Genomic DNA, 17,810 nt, shown 5'->3' with positions numbered 1-17,810 from the left:
TCTTGACCGGATCGTGGCGGTAGCTGGGGCGAGTACCGCGCCGTCGCCCTGCGTTCAACCGGCGCCCTCCGGGCCGGGCGTCAGCGACACCGGGCTCCGACTCCTCTGGTGGTATTCGTTGGAATCGCACCGGTTCGATCCGGCCGTAGGCGCCGGCCAAGCAGTTCATTGAACGCTTGTACGAGACGGATGGCGGCACCCCGGATGCCATCGGCGCGCCCTCGGTGGGGCCGTGACAGGCCTGTGCCACCAGACCCTGATCGTTACAACGCCGTGACCGTATGAATGTGCATAGCGCCGAAGAGTCATGCAATGGTGGAGAGTCGCAGCGAGCCGAGAGGGTATCCGATCGTGTGCTTGCCGCATCTTCACCACGCGGATGATCGTCCGCACCGTGAACCATCCATCTAACCCGACCCGGGGGTACTGTGCCGGCCATCGAGGCAACAGGTCTGACGAAGATCTTCGGCCGTCGTCCGCAGCGCGGAGTGCGCATGCTGCGCGAGGGCGCGACCCGTGAACAGCTCATGAAGGAAGGGCTGACGGCGGCGGTCATCGATGCCACCTTCGAGGTGAAGCCCGGTGAGATCTTCGTCGTCATGGGGCTGTCCGGTTCAGGCAAGTCCACGCTGATCCGTAACGTCAACGGGCTGCTGGAGCCCACGGCGGGCACGCTGCTCGTGGACGGCGACGACGTCACCCACCTCTCCCCAGCCGGCCTGCGCGCCCTGCGGCGCAACAAGGTCAGCATGGTGTTCCAGCACTTCGCTCTGCTTCCCCACCGCACGGTCGGCGAGAACGCCGCCTACGCGCTCGAGCTCAGGGGCGTCTCGCGCTCCGATCGCGAGAAGGCGGCGAACGAGGCGCTCGGGATGGTCGGCCTGGACGGATGGGGCGGTCACCTGCCCTCGGAGCTCTCCGGCGGGATGCGTCAGCGCGTGGGCCTGGCCCGCGCGCTCGCTGCCGGCACGGAGATCATGCTGATGGACGAGGCATTCAGCGCCCTCGACCCGCTGATCCGCAAGGAGATGCAGGACCAGCTGCTCGAGCTGCAGGCCGACCTCGGGAAGACGATCCTGTTCATCACCCACGACCTGAACGAGGCCATGCGCCTCGGCGATCGCATCGCCATGATGCGCGACGGGAAGATCGTGCAGATCGGCACCGCCGAGCAGATCCTCAACGAGCCCGCCACCGACTATGTCTCCCAGTTCGTCGCGGATGTCGACCGCACCCGGGTGCTCACCGCCGGTGCCGTGATGGAACGCCCGGTGGCCGTGATCGGCACCGAGTCCGGCCCGCGCGCGGCGCACAAGCTGATGCGCGAGCACCAGACCGGTTCCCTGCTCGTGGTCGGCCGCGACCGCAAGGTTGCCGGTGTGGTCTGGGAGGACGACGTGGCCGAGGCGGTGCGCCAGGGCAGTGACAGTCTGCCGCGCCTGTCCCGCACGGTCGTCACCGTGAGCCCGGATGCCCCGCTGGCCGACCTGTTCGGTGACGCCGCCGAGAGCCGCAGTCCGCTCGCCGTCATCAATGACAAGGGTGCGCTCATCGGCGTGATCCCCCGGGTGACGCTGCTGAGCGCCCTCGCCGGACCTGTCAGCACGGACACCGACACGCCCGCTCCCAGCGACCCCGAGCCGGCAGGCGGCGAGCCCGAGAGCGCAATCGGCAGCGAGCCCGACGTCGAGACGACCACCGGAGGCCCGCGATGAGCTTTCTTCCCCGCATCCCGATCGGTGAAGCAGCCGAGGGCGCTGTCGACTGGATCAAGGCGAACCTGCCCTGGCTGCTGGACGCGATCCAGGAGGGCTTCGGCTGGATGGCCGAGAGCCTGACCGAGCTCCTGCTCGTCCCGCCTGCCCTGGTGATGACCGCCCTGTTCCTCCTGCTGGCAGCCTGGTTCCGCTCGATCCAGTTCGCCGTCTTCGTTCTCATCAGCATGCTCCTGGTGATCAGCATGGAGCTGTGGGAGCCGGCGATGCAGACGCTCTCGATGGTGCTCGTGGCCACACTCGTGGCGACGGTCATCGCGATCCCGGTCGGAATCTTGGCGGCGAAGAATGACACCGTCAGCGCCGTCGTGCGCCCGATCCTCGACTTCATGCAGACCATGCCTGCCCTGGCCTACCTGGTGCCGGTGGTGCTGTTCTTCAGCATCGGCTACCCGCCCGGTGTGGTCGCCACGATCATCTTCGCGATGGCGCCCGGGGTCCGGCTGACCGAGCTCGGGATCCGCCAGGTCGACCACGAGACGGTCGAGGCCGGCGAGGCCTTCGGCGGTACCTCGCGGCAGATCCTGCGCGGCATCCAGCTCCCCCTCGGCCTGCCCACGATCATGGCCGGCGTCAACCAGGTGATCATGCTCGGGCTGTCGATGGCCGTGCTCGCCGGCCTCGTCGGGGCGCCGGGCCTGGGCAAGGTCGTCGCCAGCGCCCTCTCGACGGTGGACGTCGCCACCGGTGCCGAGGCCGGCCTCGCCATCGTCTTCCTCGCCATCTTCCTCGACCGGCTGACCGGTGCGATCGGACAGCCCACGGGCGGCTCGATCAGCGCACTGGTCCGCAAGCGCCGTAAGGCGGCAGCACAGAACGCACAGGCGGAGGCGGGCCACGAGCCCGCAACTGCCGGCGCCCACTGACCACCGTTCGAACCAGACACCTCTGGAGAGAAGGAGTTCACATGAAGTCCCCCCGTATGAACCGTCGCCGCCAGGCGACCGCCCTGTTCGCCGCCGGAGCCCTCGGGCTCACGCTGGCCGCCTGCGGCACCGACTCCGGCGACTCGGAGACGACCGATGGCGACGACACCGGCAGCGATGGTGACATGGGCACCATCACGATGGGCTACATCCCGTCGTGGACCGACGGTCTGAGCACCGCCTACCTGCTGGAGAACAAGCTCGAGGAGGCCGGGTACACGGTCGAGCACGAGGAGTTCACCGAGGCGGGGATCCTCTACACCGCCCTCTCCGAGGGTGACGTCGACATCTACCCGTCCGCGTGGCCCGACGTCACGCACGCGCAGTACATGGACGAGTACGGCGACAACATCGAGGACATCGGCACCTACTACGAGGGCGCGGTGCTGACCATGGCGGTGCCCGAGTACAGCGAGATCACCTCGATCGACGAGCTGCCGGACTACGCCGATGAGCTCGACAATCGCGTGGTCGGCATCGAGCCGGGCGCGGGTCTGACCGGCGTCACGCAGGACTCCGCCTTCCCGACCTACGGTCTGGACGAGGCGGGCTTCGAGCTCGTGACCTCTTCCACCTCCGCGATGCTCGCCGAGCTCGAGAGTGCGATCGCCGCCGAGGAGGAGATCGTCGTCACCCTGTGGCGTCCGTTCTGGGCCAACGCCGAGTACAACGTGCGTGACCTGGAGGACCCGGAGGGCGCGATGGGCGAGACCGAGGGCCTGCACTTCCTCGCCACCAGCGGTTTCTCCGACGAGTTCCCCGAGGTGGCTGACTTCGTCGGCACCATCAGCCTCGATGACACGCAGTACGGTGAGCTCGAGAACCTGGTGACGGTCGAGAACCCGGACGACCCGGCCGCCGGCGTGAGCGCCTGGCTGGAGGAGTACCCGGACCTCGTGGGCTCGGTCAGCGAGTGATCGCCTGATCAACCCTTGAAGGGCCGGTCGACCGCAAGGTCGGCCGGCCCTTCTGCTGTGCCGGGCCTCGCTGACGGCAGCGACACGGATGCGTGAGGTGCGGCGTCATGCTGCCGCAGACCGACGCAGCCGTGTCTCTCCGGTCACGGGGTAGTGCGGCCGGCGAGAGTTCAACCAAGCCGAACACTGATGTTTGTTACCGTGCTGGCATGTCGGTCTCCCAGCTCTCGGCGAGTGCGCAGAACTACCTCAAGGTGATCTGGGCGCTGCAGGAGTGGACCGGCGAGGAGGCGAGCCCCTCCCAGATCGCCGCGCGCGCGGGTGTGCGCCTGTCCACCGTCTCCGACGCGGTCCGCAAACTCGCCGAGCAGGGCCTGGTGGAGCACGCCCCCTACGGCGCGATCACCCTCACCGACGCCGGCCGCCTCCACGCCCTGGCGATGGTGCGCCGCCACCGCCTCATCGAGTCCTTCCTCGTGCAGGTGCTGGGCTACACCTGGGACCAGGTCCACGATGAGGCCGAGACCCTCGAGCACGCCGTCTCGGACTTCATGGTCGACCGGATCGACCACCACCTCGGGCACCCGACCCGCGACCCCCACGGCGACCCCATCCCCACCCCGGACGGGCAGATCGAGCTACCGGACGCCGTCGTGCTCTCGACGGTCGAGCCCGGTGCCCGGGTGCGGGTGGAGCGCATCTCCGACGACGATCCCGCGCTGCTGCAGCACTTCGCCGAGCGCGGCCTCGGCGTGGGCTCCGAGCTGGAGATCCGCGCCGGCGCCCCCTATTCGGAGGCGCTCGAGGTGGTCCTGCCCGACGGCGCAGCCCCCCTGACGTTGGGGCGTTCGGCCACCGACGCGGTGTGGGTCACCGCGGCCAGAACGTCAGCACCAGCAGCGCCACGTTGAGCGTCACGATCGCCGCGACGATGACGACCGCGGCCACCTGGAGCACCGGGCCGTTGCGACGCGGGCCCATGAGCTCGGTGCTGCGGGTGAGCTGCACCAGGGGGATGAGCGCGAACGGGATGCCGAAGCTGAGCACCACCTGGCTGAGGACGAGCATCAGGGTGGGGGACAGGTCGGTGCTGAGCAGGATCAGCGCGGGCAGCAGGGTGACCACGCGCCGCAGCATCAGCGGGACTCGCACCCGCAGCAGACCCTGCATGATCTCCGCGCCCGCGTAGGCGCCCACCGACGTCGACGCCAGGCCGGAGGCGAGCAGACCGACGGCGAACAACGTCGCCACCACGGGCCCCAGCGCGCCTGCGATGGCCGCATGGGCACCCTCGATGGAGTCCTCGACCGCTTGCCCCTGGAGCGTGCTGGCCGCGAGCAGCAGCATGCTGATGTTCACGCCTCCGGCCAGGACCAGAGCGCCGACGACGTCCCACCGGGTGGCGCGGAGCAGACGCGTGATCGTGGGCTGGTCGTGGCCGCGCCCGTGCCGGTCGCGGGCGAGGGAGGAGTGCAGGTAGATCACGTGCGGCATCACCGTGGCCCCGAGCATCGAAGCCGCCAGCAGCACCGAGTCCGGTCCGGCCAGCCCGGGAACCAGCCCGGTGGCGGCCGCTCCCCAGTCGGGGGGTGCAACGAACAGCCCGGCGGTGAACCCGACCGTGAGGATGATCAGCATCGCGGTGATGACGAACTCGAAGTGGCGCTGCCGGCGCCGCTGCTGCAGCACAAGCAGCGCCATGGAGATCACGCCGGTGATCGCACCGCCGACCACCAGCGGCACCCCGAAGAGCAGGTTGAGAGCAATGGCGCCACCGATCACCTCGGCGAGATCGGTCGCCACGGCGATCAGCTCCGCCTGACTCCAGTAGGCCAGGCGCGCCCGGCGGCCGAGTCGTTCGCCCACGAGCTCGGGCAGCGACTTCCCCGTGACGATGCCGACCTTGGCCGAGAGGTACTGCACGATCACGGCCATCGCGTTCGCCGCTACCAGCACCCAGATCAGCAGGAAGCCGAACTGCGAGCCCGCGGAGACGTTCGCGGCGACGTTCCCGGGGTCGACATAGGCCACTGCGGCCACGAATGCCGGCCCGAGCAGGCGTAGACCGCTCGTGCGGGGGCGGCGCGGGGTGGCCGAGCCGGCCGCCTGAGCGTCGGTGCGGGGGGTGGGCGCGCGCATCGCTGTCACTCCTGGTGGTGAGAACTCAAATGTTCGACGCGCCGAACTTACCACTGTGTGCGGCCTCGTGGTCGACGTGGAGCACGCTGTGTCCGCGTCGGGCACGATGGCGGGTGAGCGTCCGACCACGACGAACGGGAGCACCGATGCGCACACTCGTCCTCGGCGGCACGGGAGCCTTCGGTTCCCGGGTCACGCAAGCCTTCCTCGACCGTGGTGATCAGGTCATGATCCTCACCCGGGGCCGGCGCGCACCGGCCACGACTGTGCAGAGCGAACGGCTCTCCTCACTCCAGGCCGATCGCCACGATCTCCGTCGGCACCGGGACGAGCTGGATGCGTTCGGTCCGGACGTGGTGGTGGACGCCATCTGCTTCACCGCGGAGCACGCCCAGCAGCTGGTCGAGCTCTTCGACGGCACCCGGCGGGTGGTGATGATCAGCACGGTCGACGTCTACGGCGCCGATGTGGGCGCGGCGCCGGTCGGCGAGGACCGGCCCTGCGCGCCGGTCTCGGACTATGCGCGCGGGAAGGTGGCAGCCGAACAGATCGTGCTCGAGGGCCTGGGCTCACGGGCGGTGGTGGTCCGTCCCAGCCACATGCTCGGCCGTGGATACGGCACTGCAGGCCTGTGGGGCCGCACCGAGCACGTCGTCGCCCGGCTTCGCGCCGGGCTGCCGATCGCCATGATCGACGGCGGCCGCGGGGTGACCACGCCGGTCCACGCCGCCGACGTGGCCGCGTGGGTGCTGGCCACGGTGGACAACCCGGCCGCCGACGGGGAGGTCTTCAACGCCGTCGGCGCGCAGATCACGACCCAGTGGCACTACTACGCGGCGATCGCCGAGCTGCTCGGGGTGCCGTTACGCGCGGTGTCGGTGCCCGGTGCCGCGCTCGCGCAGGCAGGGATCGCCAACCCGTTCCTGTTCCACCGGCCCTACAGCTGCGCCAAGGCGGTGCGGGTGCTCGGCCGCGCACCCGAGGCCACCCTCGGGTCGATGCTCGCGGAGACGATCGCGGCGATCCCACACGTGCTCGGCTCGCCGCGGACCCCGCCGGCGCTGACCGCGGCCAGCGCCGCCGAGGACAGGATCGTCGACCTTGCCGAGCAGCACGCCGGTGAGGTGCGGGATGCGCTCGCAGCCGTGGGGTGAGCCGGCTAGCCCTCACAGCAGGTCGAGTGCCCCCCGGAGCACCACGTCACCCGAGGGTGCGGGATCGCCGTCGCCGGGTTCACGCGTGATCTCGAGGGTGCCGACCAGGTTCGGGTCGACCGCAGCGTGCAGCACGACGAGGGTGCGGCCCTCGGTGTCCGGATGGAAGGTCCCGGCGGAGATCCGCGTGGGCTCGTCGGTGCCATCGGTGACGAACCAGAGCTCGTAATACTCGCCGGTGGGCAGCACCGGGAGGGAGTCCGAACGCAGCGTGACGATACGTCCCTCCGGAGCGGCGTCGCCCTCGAGCTGGACCGCCAGGTCACCCTCGGAGAGAGTGGCCTCGAACTCGGGTGTGCCCCGGGCGAGCAGGTCCTCCTCCTGGCCGGCGGAGGTGATCCCGGCACCGACGAGCCCGCCCACCACCAGCAGCAGGACCGCCGCGGCGGCCAGCAGCCAGCGGGCGCGCGGTGCGCGGGCGCGGCGGGGACGGATGGGGGAGGCCGGCGCCTGGGCAGGCCGCTGGGAGGTGCGTGCCGTGCCGAGCTGGGCGCGCAGGGCATCGAGCTGGGCCTGGGGTGGCTCCACGGGCTCGGGCGCGAGGGAGGCACGCAGTGCGGCCTCCAGCTCGGCGTCGCTCAGAGGCTCACCGGCGGGATCCTGACGATGATCGCTCACGGGTGCACCTCCTTCAGCTGGTGTCGTAGTCGTTCCAGGGCTCTGGACTGTGCCTGCCGGACGGCGCCCTCGGCTCGACCGATGACGCTGCCGACCTCCGCGGCGGACAGGTCCGCGACCAGGCGCAGCCAGAGGATCTCCTGGTCGTCGGGCCGCAGCCGGGAGAAGGCCTCGCGCACCGATCCCTGGAGCTCACGTTCGAGCAGCTCGGTCAGGGGACCGTGCTCGGCAGGGTGTGCGGAGGCCTCGGCGGTCGCGGGGTGCTCGCGGCGATGACGGCCCGCGCTGCGCTGGTGCTCGAGCACCACCAGCCGCAGGATGCCGAAGAGCCAGGCCTCGACGCGCAGGCCGCGGTCGGTCAGGTCGGCGACCCGGTGCACCGCGCGCGCCAGGCACTCGCTCACAGCGTCGTCGGCGTCCATGCCCGCGGGCAACCGGCGCCGGGCGAAGTCGCGCAACCGGGGGTAGGAGCGCCGGTACACCGTCTCCCAGGCGTCCGGGTCGAGATCCCGGAACCGCGCGAGCAGCTCACGCTCGGACGCGCCGGGATCCATGCCGTCGACAATACTGCAGTCCTCGACGATTGCTCCTCCCTCGCTGCGGACACAAGTCCGGGCGTGGTGGTCGATCCGCCAACCACCACGCCCGGAGTCCTACCCCCTGGGATCAGCCGGTGTAGGTCGGCTGCTCCACGACCGGGCGAGCCGGCGCGGCCGGGCCGGAACCGTCGTCGTTCCCGGCTCGGTCGTCCTCGTCCTCGTCGTCCTCATCGGGCTCGGCGCCGACCTCGACCGCACCGGCGTCCGGTGCGTCGCCCACCGGGCGCTCGCTCCCGCGCTGGTCGGTGGTGAGTTCACCGGCTCCGTCCAGTCCGGCGTCGATCACCGGGCTGCCGGCGGCAGGCAGGTGGGTCAGCGTGGGACCGCCGTTGTCGGCGAGCTCACCCAGACCCGGGTCGTCGGTCTGCACGTCACCCTCACCGTCGGCGGCCACGCCCGTCCCGACGACGTTGCCGCCCTCGGAGACGATCTCGCCGTCGGCGTCCGCGCCCTCGTTGCCGGCGAGCACGCTGTTGGCCAGCGTGAGCGAGCCGAGCGCACCGGTGTCGTTGGCCGCGACCGTGACGTGCACGAGCGTGACATCGGCCGGGTCGGTCGCCTCGGCGACGGCGATGCCGCCACCGCCGTCGGCAGCGGTGTTGCCGCTGACGGTCGAGGCCTCGACCGCCATGGTGCCGCCGTCGTTGTAGAGCCCGCCACCGACGCCGTCGGTGCTGTTGCCCGAGAGCGTGGTCCGCGTGACGGTCATGGTGCCGGCGGCGGAGTTCCACAGGCCGCCGCCCTGGTTGGCGGCGCTGTTCTCGGAGACGGTGGAGGTGTCCACGGTCACCGAGCCGGGGCCGGTGAGGTGAAGCCCGCCGCCGTTGCCCGGGGAGGCACCGGTGGAGTTGCTCTGCAGGAGGGTGTCGGAGATGTCGGTCTCGGAACCTTCGCCCGCGGCCTCGATGCCGCCACCGGCGCGCACGGAGTCGTTTCCGACCACGTCACTGCCGGTGATGGTGAGCGAACCGGCGACGTTCAGGAGCCCACCGCCGGAGCCGGCCTCACCGTCGGCGGAGTTGGCCTCCACGGTCGAGGAGTCGACCGTGAGGCTGCCGCCGTCGTTGTAGAGGCCGCCGCCGCCGGCGTCCGCCTCGGCACCCGAGGCGACGTTGCCGCTGATGGTGCTCGCGGTGACGGTCATGGTGCCGGCCGCGGAGTTCCACAGCCCGCCGCCCTCGTTCGCCGCGGTGTTGTCGGCGACCATCGTGTCGGTGACGTCGACGGTGCCCTCACCCGTGAGGTGGAAGGCGCCGCCGTTCCCCGGTGCGCTGCCCGTGCTGTTCTGCCACAGCGTCGCCCCGGTGATGGTGGTGGCCGAGCCCTCGGTGGCCTCGATGCCGCCACCGGCGCGGGTGGCGCTGTTCTCCTCCACCGAGGTGTCGGTGACCTCGAGGGTCCCGCCCAGGGTGAGGATGCCACCCTCGGAGCCGGCCTCGCCGTCGGCGGTGTTGCCGGAGACGGTGCTGCCCGAGACGGTGAGCGTGCCGCCGTTGTTGAACAGGCCGCCGCCGCCGTCGTCGGCAGCCGCGCCGGAGGCGGTGTTGCCGCTGATGTCGGAGTCGGTCACGGTCATCGTGCCGGACCCGTTCCACAGACCGCCGCCCTCGAGGGCTGCGGTGTTCCCGGTGACGGTGGAGCCGCTGATCGTGGCCTCGCCGGCGCCGGTGATGTGCAGGCCGCCGCCGTTGCCCGGCGCAGCGCCGGTGGAGTTGTCGGACAGCGTGACGTCGGTCAGCGCGGTGCTGCCCACGTTCGCCTCGATGCCGCCGCCGGCGCGCAGGGAGGTGTTGTCGCTGATCGTGGTCCCCTCGACGACCACGGTGCCCTGATCGTTGAGGATGCCGCCGCCGGAGCCGGCCTCGCCATCGGCCGTGTTGCCGGTGATCGAGCCGCCGATGACGGTGAGTGTGCCCTCGCCGGCGTCCTGGAAGAGGCCGCCGCCACCCTGGGTGGCCTCGGCGCCCGAGGCGGTGTTGCCGGTGATGGTGACGTCGGTGAGGGTCATGGTGCCGGCTGCGGAGTTCCACAGACCGCCGCCCTCGGCGGTGGCGGTGTTGCCGGAGACGGTGCCGCCGGTGACCTCCACGGTGCCCGCACCGGTGAGGTGGAAGGCGCCGCCGTTACCCGGGGCCTCGCCCGCGGTGTTGTCGGTCATGTCGGTGTCGCTGAGGGTGGTGGTGCTGCCCGCGGAGGCCTCGACGGCACCACCGGCACGACCGGCACTGTTGCCGGTGAAGGTGGAGCCGGAGACGGTCAGGGTGCCGGCGTTGAGCACCGCACCACCGGATCCGCCGCCCTCGCCCGACGGCTCGTCGTCGGCGGTGCCGCCGGTGACCGTGACGTCGACCAGCGTCAGCTCGCCGCCGGAGAGGACGTGGAAGGCCCGGTCGCCGAGGGCGGAGGCGTCGATCGTCGCGCCGTTGCCCTCGATCGTGATCGATGTGCTGATGTCCAGGTCGCCGGTCTCGCCGTCGTCCTCGGAGGCACCGGCGATGTCGAGCACGTAGGTCTCCCCGGCCTCGAGCTCGATCGTGTCGGCCTCGTCGTTGGCCTCGGCGGCCAGGACGGCGCCACGGAGGGAACCGGAGTCACCGGCGTCGTCGGCTGTGCTCGTCACCGGTAGGGTCGCCGCCGTGCTGACGACCGGCGTCGCGATGAGGCACGCGCCCACGAGGGTCGGAACCCCCAGGGCGTAGGTCCATCTGCGCATCGTGGTCTGCTCCTCGTCGATTGGATCAGGACGGTGGAAACCGCCCTTGGTGACTACATGAGCGCCGACGGTGATTCGTCACACATGGATGTGCGTCGGGATCCCCACATGCTCGCCGGGTACCGGCCCCCGGTGCCCCGACCTACGATGAGCCGCGTGAGGACCCACGCAGGAATGCTCGCCAGCCGCCGGGCGGTGCTGCTCGGCGGCGCCGCTGCCGTGCTCGCCGGGTGCACCGCCGAGCCGGACGCCGAGCCGAGCCCCGAGGCATCCACCCGATCGGCCTCACCGACCGAGCAGCCGAGCGCGGAGCCCACCGAGCCCGAGCCCAGCGAGCGGCCGACGGATGAGTACACCACCACCGTGGCGACGTCGGTGGTGGCCTCACTGCCCGTCTTCGCCCAGCCCGGCGATCTGGACGACCGGGACGCCGACGTCGACCAGGAGCGCGTGCTCGAGCGCGCCGAGGAGATCTCCGGTGAGCTGGTGCTGCTGGCGCTGGAGACCGGCCGGGCGTGGGTGCACGTACAGCTGCCCATCCGGCCGAACGGCACCACCGGCTGGGTGCGCGCGCGTGATGTGCGCCTGAGCCGGCACTCCTTCGCCGTCGAGGTGTTCCTGAGCGACCACGAGCTGGTGGTGACCGAGCGGGGCAGCGAGGTGCTGCGCACCGACGTCGGTGTCGGGCGGACCGATCGCCCGACGCCGGGCGGGAACTACTACATCAAGGAGCTCCTGGCCCCGCCGGACCCGGAGGGGCTCTACGGGCCGTACGCCTACGGCCTGTCCGGCTTCTCCACGGTGTTCACCGAGTTCTACGGCGGCGATGCCGTGATCGGCATCCATGGCACCGACGAGCCCGAGCTCGTCGGTCAGGACGTCAGCTCCGGATGCATCCGGCTGCCGAACGAGCAGATCGTGGCCCTGGTCGAGCAGATCGGTCTACCGCTCGGCACCCCGGTGACGATCACGGCCTGATCGTCACCGGGGCGCCGGTCGAGCGTCTCAGGCGCGGCGGGTGCGCGCCACCATGAGGACGGCGCCCAGGAGGACCAGCACGCCCGCCGCCAGGGCCGCGGCCGAGAATCCGGCGCCGGTGCTCGGCAGGTCCTCGTCCTCGGCGCCGTCCGGAGCCTCGGCGGGGGCCTCGTCCACGGTGAGCGTGACCGTGGCGGAGGAGGCGGCGAGATCGTCGGTCCCGGCGAACGTCGCCACCAGCTCGGCCTCGCCCGCCTCGGCGACGGTCAGCTCGCACTCGGCGAGGCCGTCGTCATCGGTGGTCGCGGTGCACGTGGCCTCCCCGACGGCGAAGACGACCTCCAGGCCGGTGACGTCCGCGTCGGCGCCGATGACCTCGGAGGAGATCGGCGCGATGGCGAACCGGCTGCGCTCGCCGGCCGCAGTCGTGGCCTCGGGCAGCGACAGCAGCGCGCTGACCGTCACCGGCTCCCCGGCGATCGCCTCGTCCGGGCCGAGGCCCGCGAGCACTGTGGGGGCCTTGTCCAGATCGGCGGTGGCAGTTCCCGTGGAGGGCAGGTAGTCAGCGGTACCCGAGAACTCGGCGCCGTACTCCTGCGGCCCGGCGCCGGCCGGGGCAGCCGCGCAGGTCGCGATCCAACCCTCGTCGGTCTCGGTGAGCGTCACCTCGGCGCACTCGGCGATCGGCTCGCCGCCGGCGGTGAAGGTGACGGTGCCGGCGCCGTCGGTCGGGCTGACCGTGGCCACCAGGGTCGCCGGGGCGGGGAACGCGCCCGACGGCGTCGCGGTGAGAGTCGTCTCGGTCGCAGCGGGCTGCACGTCGACGACGGCGGAGGCCGAGCCGGGTTCGAAGTCCTCGCTCCCGGCGTAGGTGACCTGCACGTCACCGGACTGGGCGACGGTCGCGGCGTCGAAGCCGCAGGTGGCGATGCCCTCGGCGCCGGTGGTGGCGAGGCACTCCTCGCCGGCCCAGGTGAAGGTCAGCGGCGCGTCGGCCAGTGCGGATCCGTCGACATCGTTGGTCAGCGTGGCGGTGACCGCGACCTCCTCGCCGACGATGACCGTCTCGGGTGCCTCGAGCGAGAGAGCGGTCGGTGCCGGTGCCACGGTGACGACCGTGGAGTCCTCGGAGGTCTCGTAGTCGGCCGTCCCGGTGTAGGAGACGGTGACCGTGGTCTCGCCGACCGGCAGGACCGACGTGGTGCACTCGGTCGTCCAGGTGCCCTCGACGTCGGTGAGCGCCAGCTCCTCGCACCCCTCGATCACGTCCCCACCGGCAGTGAAGGTCACGGTGCCGGCGCCGTCGGTCGGTGCGACCTGAGCGGTGAAGGTCAGCGGCTCGGTGAACTCGCCTGCCTCCGGGCCGCTGATCTCGGTGGTGGTGGGGGCGGCCGCGATGGTCACCGGCTCGGAGGTCTGCGCCGGGGTGATGTCGGTCGTCCCCGCGAAGGAGACGGAGACGAGAGAGGTCTGGGCCGCCGTCGGGATGAACGTGCACTCGGCGACACCGTCGGCGTCGGCGGTCCCCACGCACGTCTCCCCGTCGAAAGTGAACGTGAGCTCGACACCGTCGAGGGCCGTCGGAGAGCCGGCGAAGTCGACGTCGAGGTCGGCGGAGACCACCAGCGGCTGCCCGACCACGCCGGTGACATCGCCGGTGTAGGTGAGGGTGGCGGGGGCGCGGAGCACCTCGACCGTCGTGGTGTCGGAGGATGCGAGGTAGTCCGGCGTGCCGCTGTAGGTGGCCACGATCTCGTTCTCACCGACGGGCAGGGTGGCCGTGGTGCACTCGGCCGTCCAGACACCCTCGACGTCGGTCAGCGCGATCTCCTCGCAACCATCGATGGTGTCCTCACCCGCGGTGAGGGTCACGGTGCCGTCGCCGTCGGTCGGGCTCACGGTCGCGGTGAGGCTTGCCGTGCCCCCGACGACGACCTGCTCGGTACCGGTGAGAGTGGTGGTCGTGGCGGCGGCGCCGACCTGCAGCTGCTCGGTGATCGAGTTCGGCTGGTAGAGCGCGGTGCCCGCCTGCGTGATCTCGAGCGCGATCGGCCCAGCGGCCGGCACCGTCAGCTCGCAGCTGGCGATCCCGTCCTCGTCGGTGGCCGCGATGCAGTCCGCGGAGCCGCTGCCGGCCAGGGTGAACGCGACGTCGATACCGGGGAGCGGGGCATCGCCCTGGGTGAGCAGCGCCGTCGCCGTGAACTCCTCGCCGACCGTGCCCGACTGCGGGCCGGTGTACGCGAGGGTGGTGAGGCGGCGCAGCGCCTCGATCGCGATCGTGTCCGAGGAGCCGTCGAAGGTGGCGTCACCGGAGTAGGTGGCGGTGACCTCGTGGTCACCGACGTCGAAGGCGGTCGAGCAGTTGGCGGCGCCGTTGCTGACGACGACCGAGCCGCAGCCGGTCAGCGGGCCGTATTCCGTGGAGAACGCCACGGTTCCGGTGGCGCTGCCGGGCACGGCGGCGGTGAACATGACCGCCTCACCCCACACGGGCGTGTCGTCGTCGACGGTCAGCGTGGTGGTGCTGGTCTGCCGGGCGACCTGGATGTCGCCGATCTCGGTGGCGGCCTCGACCGTGGGCGACCCGCCGTAGGTGAGGGCCAGTTCGACCGGCCCGGCAGAGCTCGGCGTGACGGTGCACGAGAAGGAGCTGTCGTCATCGACCGCGCCGGAGCAGTTCTGTCCGTCGAAGGAGAGCGAGACGTTCTCTCCGTTGAGATCGAGCGTCGGGCTGGTCAGGAGCATCGCGAGCTCCAACGGCTCCCCGACCGTCGCTGTGTTCGGTCCGGTGTAGGCGAGGGCGGACTGCGCCTTGCTCACCGTGACCTCGAGGTTGTCGCTGGAGGGGAGGTACAGTCCGGATCCGCTGTACTGAGCCGAGTAGGAGTGGCTGCCGACGGTCGGCTGGGCGATCGTGCAGGAGGCGGTGCCCCCGCTGACGGGCTGGTCCGCGCAGACCGCCCCGCCCTCGGAGAAGGCGACGATCCCGCCGCCAGGAGTTGGGTCGACCGTGGCGGTCAGCGCCAGCGACTCGCCGAAGCGCAGCGAGGTTTCGCCGGTGAGGGTGGTGGTGGTGACGATGTCGTTCGGGGTCACCGTGACCGAGGCCGTCACGGCGGAGGTGCCGCTGATGCAGGCGGCGCCGTCGATGCTCAGGCAGTAGGAGAAGGAGTCCGGCCCGGTGTAGCCGGCGTCGGGGGTGTAGGTGAAGGTGCCGCTGTTGGCCACCTCCAGGTCGCCGTTCGCGGGGTCGGCGGTGACGAGACCGACGTAGCTGACACCACCGGACGGGGCGGGATAGAGCGTGCCGCCGTAGGAGGAATCCTGCGCTACCGAGAAGGATTGGCCGCTCAGGGTTGGGTAGACGGCGATCGAGGCCTGTGCCCCAGCACTGATGCAGGATCCGTCCCTGGCCAGGCAGTACTCGAAGAACGCCCGACCGGTGAATCCGGCGCTGGGCGCGAAACTGAACGAGCCGTCCGGTGCCACGGTCACAGTGCCCCCGGACGAACGAAGGACCCGCAGCGTCTCATCGTCGATGTTGCCGGCGTCGACGAGGAGGCCCTCGGACGCGGGGACGGTCAGCGTCTGACCTTCGAGCGCCTGGTAGGCCTTCGAGTAGAGGTAGGGCTGTCCGACGTAGAGAAACGCCGTCGCCGTGTTCGAGACGCACGTCCCACCGGAGGCGAGACAGTAGTCGAACGAGCTCTCACCGGCGAATCCCGGGCGGGTGGTGAAGGTGAGGGATCCAGTAGGACTGACTTCGAGGGTGTTCCCAATGCCCACGCTCGTCTCCACCACGAGCACCTCATAGCCGGCGGCTGCGACGTCATTGCTCATCACACCCGGGGCCGGGACGGTGATCGGCACGTCCATCGGCGAGCCATAGGTATCGCCATACGCCACTGGCGTGGCCGCCTGCGCGGGCGCCGCCACCGCGACCACCCCCACCAGGACGAGGAACGCTACGACGGCGCAGGAGACGAGGCGCGTGAGCGAGGCGCTGGTGCGCGACGCCGCAGGACTGGCAGACATGGGACCCCCGGGTCATGGGGCGGCCGAGTCACCACACCCAGACCATGTCTAGCGGTGTCTTGCACAGATGCACAACAGCCGGAAGTATCACGATTAGGACACGGAGCGCGCCGGGGTCGTCCCAGCTACCCGTGCGAGCCTACCCGCGCGGCACGTTCCGCAGGTTCGAGCGCGCCATCGAGACCGCCTCCCCGGCGCCGCCGTTCAACACGATCTTGCTCAGCGCCGTCGCGAACCCGAACACCTGACCGCGCGTGATCTTGGGCGGGATGGACAGGGCGTTCGGGTCGGTCACCACGTCCACCAGCGAGGGCCCCCGGTGCGCCAGCGCGGTCTCGAATGCGCTACGCAGCTCCACCGGATCCGCCACCCGCTGGGTCTGCAGACCCATGGCCGCCCCGATCGCCGCGTAGTCGGTGGCGGGCACATCCACCCCGTGATCGGGCAGCTTGTCCACGAGCATCTCCAGCTTGACCATGCCGAGGCTGGAGTTGTTGAACACCACCACCGTGATCGGCAGGTCGTACATCACCGCGGTGAGCAGGTCGCCCAGCAGCATCGAGAGCCCGCCGTCACCGGACACCGAGATCACCTGACGGCCCGGGTAGGCGAGCTGGGCGCCGAGCGCCTGCGGCATCGCGTTCGCCATCGAGCCGTGCTTGAAGGAGCCGATCAGCCGGCGCTTCCCGTTCGGGTTCAGGTACCGTGCCGTCCACACGTTCCCCATCCCGGTGTCCGCCGTGACGATCGCATCCGCGGCAGCCACCTGGTCGAGCACCGAGGCGGCGTACTCGGGGTGGATCGGGCGCAGGTGCTCGACATCCTTGGTGTACGCCCCCACCGACTTGTTCATCAGCCGGTCGTGCTTGTCGAGCATCTTGTCCAGGAAGCGGCGGCTGCGCTTGGTCTTGATCTGCGGCAGCAGCGCCTCGATCGTGGCGGCGACATCCCCGTGTACGGGGTACTGCACGGCGGTGCGCCGGCCGATGATCGCGGCATCGGTGTCCACCTGCGCGGTGGGCGTGTCCGGGAGGAACTGCTCGTAGGGGAAGTCGGTGCCCAGCAGGACGATGAGGTCGGCATCCTCCAGCCCGGCGGCCGCGGCACCGTAGCCGAGCAAGCCGGTCATCCCGACGTCGTAGGGGTTGTCGTACTGGATGAGGTCCTTGCCGCGCAGCGAGTGGCCGACCGGCGCCTTGATCTTCTCCGCCAGGTCCACCACCAGCTCGTGGGCACCCATGGCGCCGTAGCCGACGAACAGCGCGACGTTCTTCGCCTTGTCGATCGCCTCGGCGAGCGCCTGCAGGCAGGCGGGGTCCGGCGTCAGGACGCCGGGGGAGACCCGGGTGAACGGGGGCGTGGCCGCCGTGGCCTCCTCGTCGGCCACGTCACCGGGCAGGGTCACGACGGCGACCCCTCCGCGGGCGAGGGCGTGCGACATGGCCGAGTGCACCACCCGGGGCGCCTGGTCGGTGGTGCTGACCAGCTCGGAGTAGACCGAGCACTCGGTGAAGATCCGGTCCGGGTGGGTCTCCTGGAAGAAGCCCTGACCGATCTCGGTGCTAGGGATGTGACTGGCGATCGCGAGCACCGGTGCGCCGGTGCGGTTGGCGTCGTAGAGGCCGTTGATCAGGTGCAGGTTCCCGGGGCCGCAGGAACCGGCGCACACGGCGAGCTCGCCGGTGAGCTGGGCATCGGCGGCCGCAGCGAATGCGGCGGATTCCTCGTGCCGCACGTGGATCCAGTCGATCCCGCCCTCGGCGGACCCGCCGGTGCGGCGCACGGCGTCGACCACGGGATTCAGGCTGTCCCCGACGATCCCGTAGATGCGGCGTACTCCCGCGGCCTGGAGCTGACTGACGAGCTGTTCGGCAACCTTCATGCCTCGACGCT

12 protein-coding genes are annotated in these 17,810 nt (G+C 70.8%); 6 read left to right on the top strand and 6 right to left on the bottom strand.

The features are described 5' to 3' along the window. Positions 1–428 precede the first annotated feature (428 nt). The 4 genes from LQF12_RS16145 to LQF12_RS16130 all read left to right on the top strand — a co-directional run bounded on the left by LQF12_RS16145 (position 429) and on the right by LQF12_RS16130 (position 4,529). Positions 429–1,715, top strand: a complete 1,287-nt coding sequence (locus tag LQF12_RS16145; RefSeq protein ID WP_231053923.1) for a quaternary amine ABC transporter ATP-binding protein — start codon at positions 429–431, stop codon at positions 1,713–1,715. Continuing rightward, positions 1,712–2,641: an ABC transporter permease gene (locus LQF12_RS16140; protein ID WP_231053922.1), complete on the top strand. Its 930-nt coding sequence runs from the start codon at positions 1,712–1,714 to the stop codon at positions 2,639–2,641. The genes LQF12_RS16145 and LQF12_RS16140 overlap by 4 nt, the downstream gene beginning before the upstream one ends. A 41-nt stretch (positions 2,642–2,682) precedes the next feature. Beyond that, positions 2,683–3,618, top strand: a complete 936-nt coding sequence (locus tag LQF12_RS16135; protein WP_231053921.1) for a glycine betaine ABC transporter substrate-binding protein — start codon at positions 2,683–2,685, stop codon at positions 3,616–3,618. Between the two features lie 209 nt (positions 3,619–3,827). Next, the gene (locus LQF12_RS16130; protein WP_231053920.1) at positions 3,828–4,529 is read left to right on the top strand and encodes a metal-dependent transcriptional regulator; all 702 of its coding nucleotides are present in this window, start codon (positions 3,828–3,830) and stop codon (positions 4,527–4,529) included. On the opposite strand, the gene LQF12_RS16125 is transcribed toward LQF12_RS16130, so the two are convergent. Then, positions 4,489–5,757, bottom strand: coding sequence for an Nramp family divalent metal transporter (locus tag LQF12_RS16125; RefSeq protein WP_231053919.1), 1,269 nt, complete (start codon positions 5,755–5,757; stop codon positions 4,489–4,491). The genes LQF12_RS16130 and LQF12_RS16125 overlap by 41 nt on opposite strands. 146 nt (positions 5,758–5,903) lie before the next feature. Here LQF12_RS16125 and LQF12_RS16120 point away from each other — a divergent pair, with 146 nt between their 5' ends. Then, a complete protein-coding gene (locus LQF12_RS16120) occupies positions 5,904–6,911 on the top strand; it encodes an NAD-dependent epimerase/dehydratase family protein (protein ID WP_231053918.1) in 1,008 nt (335 codons plus the stop codon). Positions 6,912–6,923: 12 nt separating this feature from the next. Here the strand turns inward: LQF12_RS16120 and LQF12_RS16115 are convergent, their stop codons facing one another. The 3 genes from LQF12_RS16115 to LQF12_RS16105 all read right to left on the bottom strand — a co-directional run bounded on the left by LQF12_RS16115 (position 6,924) and on the right by LQF12_RS16105 (position 10,901). After that, positions 6,924–7,589 carry an anti-sigma factor gene (locus LQF12_RS16115; RefSeq protein ID WP_231053917.1) on the bottom strand — a complete coding sequence of 222 codons (666 nt, stop codon included), beginning with the start codon at positions 7,587–7,589 and terminating at the stop codon, positions 6,924–6,926. Next, a complete protein-coding gene (locus LQF12_RS16110; RefSeq protein ID WP_231053916.1) occupies positions 7,586–8,143 on the bottom strand; it encodes an RNA polymerase sigma factor in 558 nt (185 codons plus the stop codon). Before LQF12_RS16110 ends, LQF12_RS16115 begins: the two co-directional genes overlap by 4 nt. Positions 8,144–8,255: 112 nt before the next feature. After that, positions 8,256–10,901 (bottom strand): beta strand repeat-containing protein, encoded by a 2,646-nt coding sequence (locus tag LQF12_RS16105; RefSeq protein WP_231053915.1) that lies wholly within the window; start codon positions 10,899–10,901, stop codon positions 8,256–8,258. A gap of 156 nt (positions 10,902–11,057) precedes the next feature. On the opposite strand from LQF12_RS16105, the gene LQF12_RS16100 reads away from it, so the two are divergent. Beyond that, a complete protein-coding gene (locus LQF12_RS16100; protein ID WP_231053914.1) occupies positions 11,058–11,879 on the top strand; it encodes a L,D-transpeptidase in 822 nt (273 codons plus the stop codon). Between the two features lie 27 nt (positions 11,880–11,906). On the opposite strand, the gene LQF12_RS16095 is transcribed toward LQF12_RS16100, so the two are convergent. Both LQF12_RS16095 and LQF12_RS16090 read right to left on the bottom strand, forming a co-directional pair. Next, positions 11,907–15,917, bottom strand: a complete 4,011-nt coding sequence (locus LQF12_RS16095; protein WP_231053913.1) for an Ig-like domain repeat protein — start codon at positions 15,915–15,917, stop codon at positions 11,907–11,909. A gap of 139 nt (positions 15,918–16,056) precedes the next feature. Further along, positions 16,057–17,799, bottom strand: a complete 1,743-nt coding sequence (locus LQF12_RS16090; protein ID WP_231053912.1) for a pyruvate dehydrogenase — start codon at positions 17,797–17,799, stop codon at positions 16,057–16,059. Positions 17,800–17,810: the final 11 nt, after the last annotated feature.

Source organism: Ruania suaedae, assembly GCF_021049265.1.
GTDB lineage: Bacteria > Actinomycetota > Actinomycetes > Actinomycetales > Beutenbergiaceae > Ruania > Ruania suaedae.
Note: the sequence above shows the minus strand (reverse complement) of the source record. Positions and strands in the feature narration are given on the sequence as shown.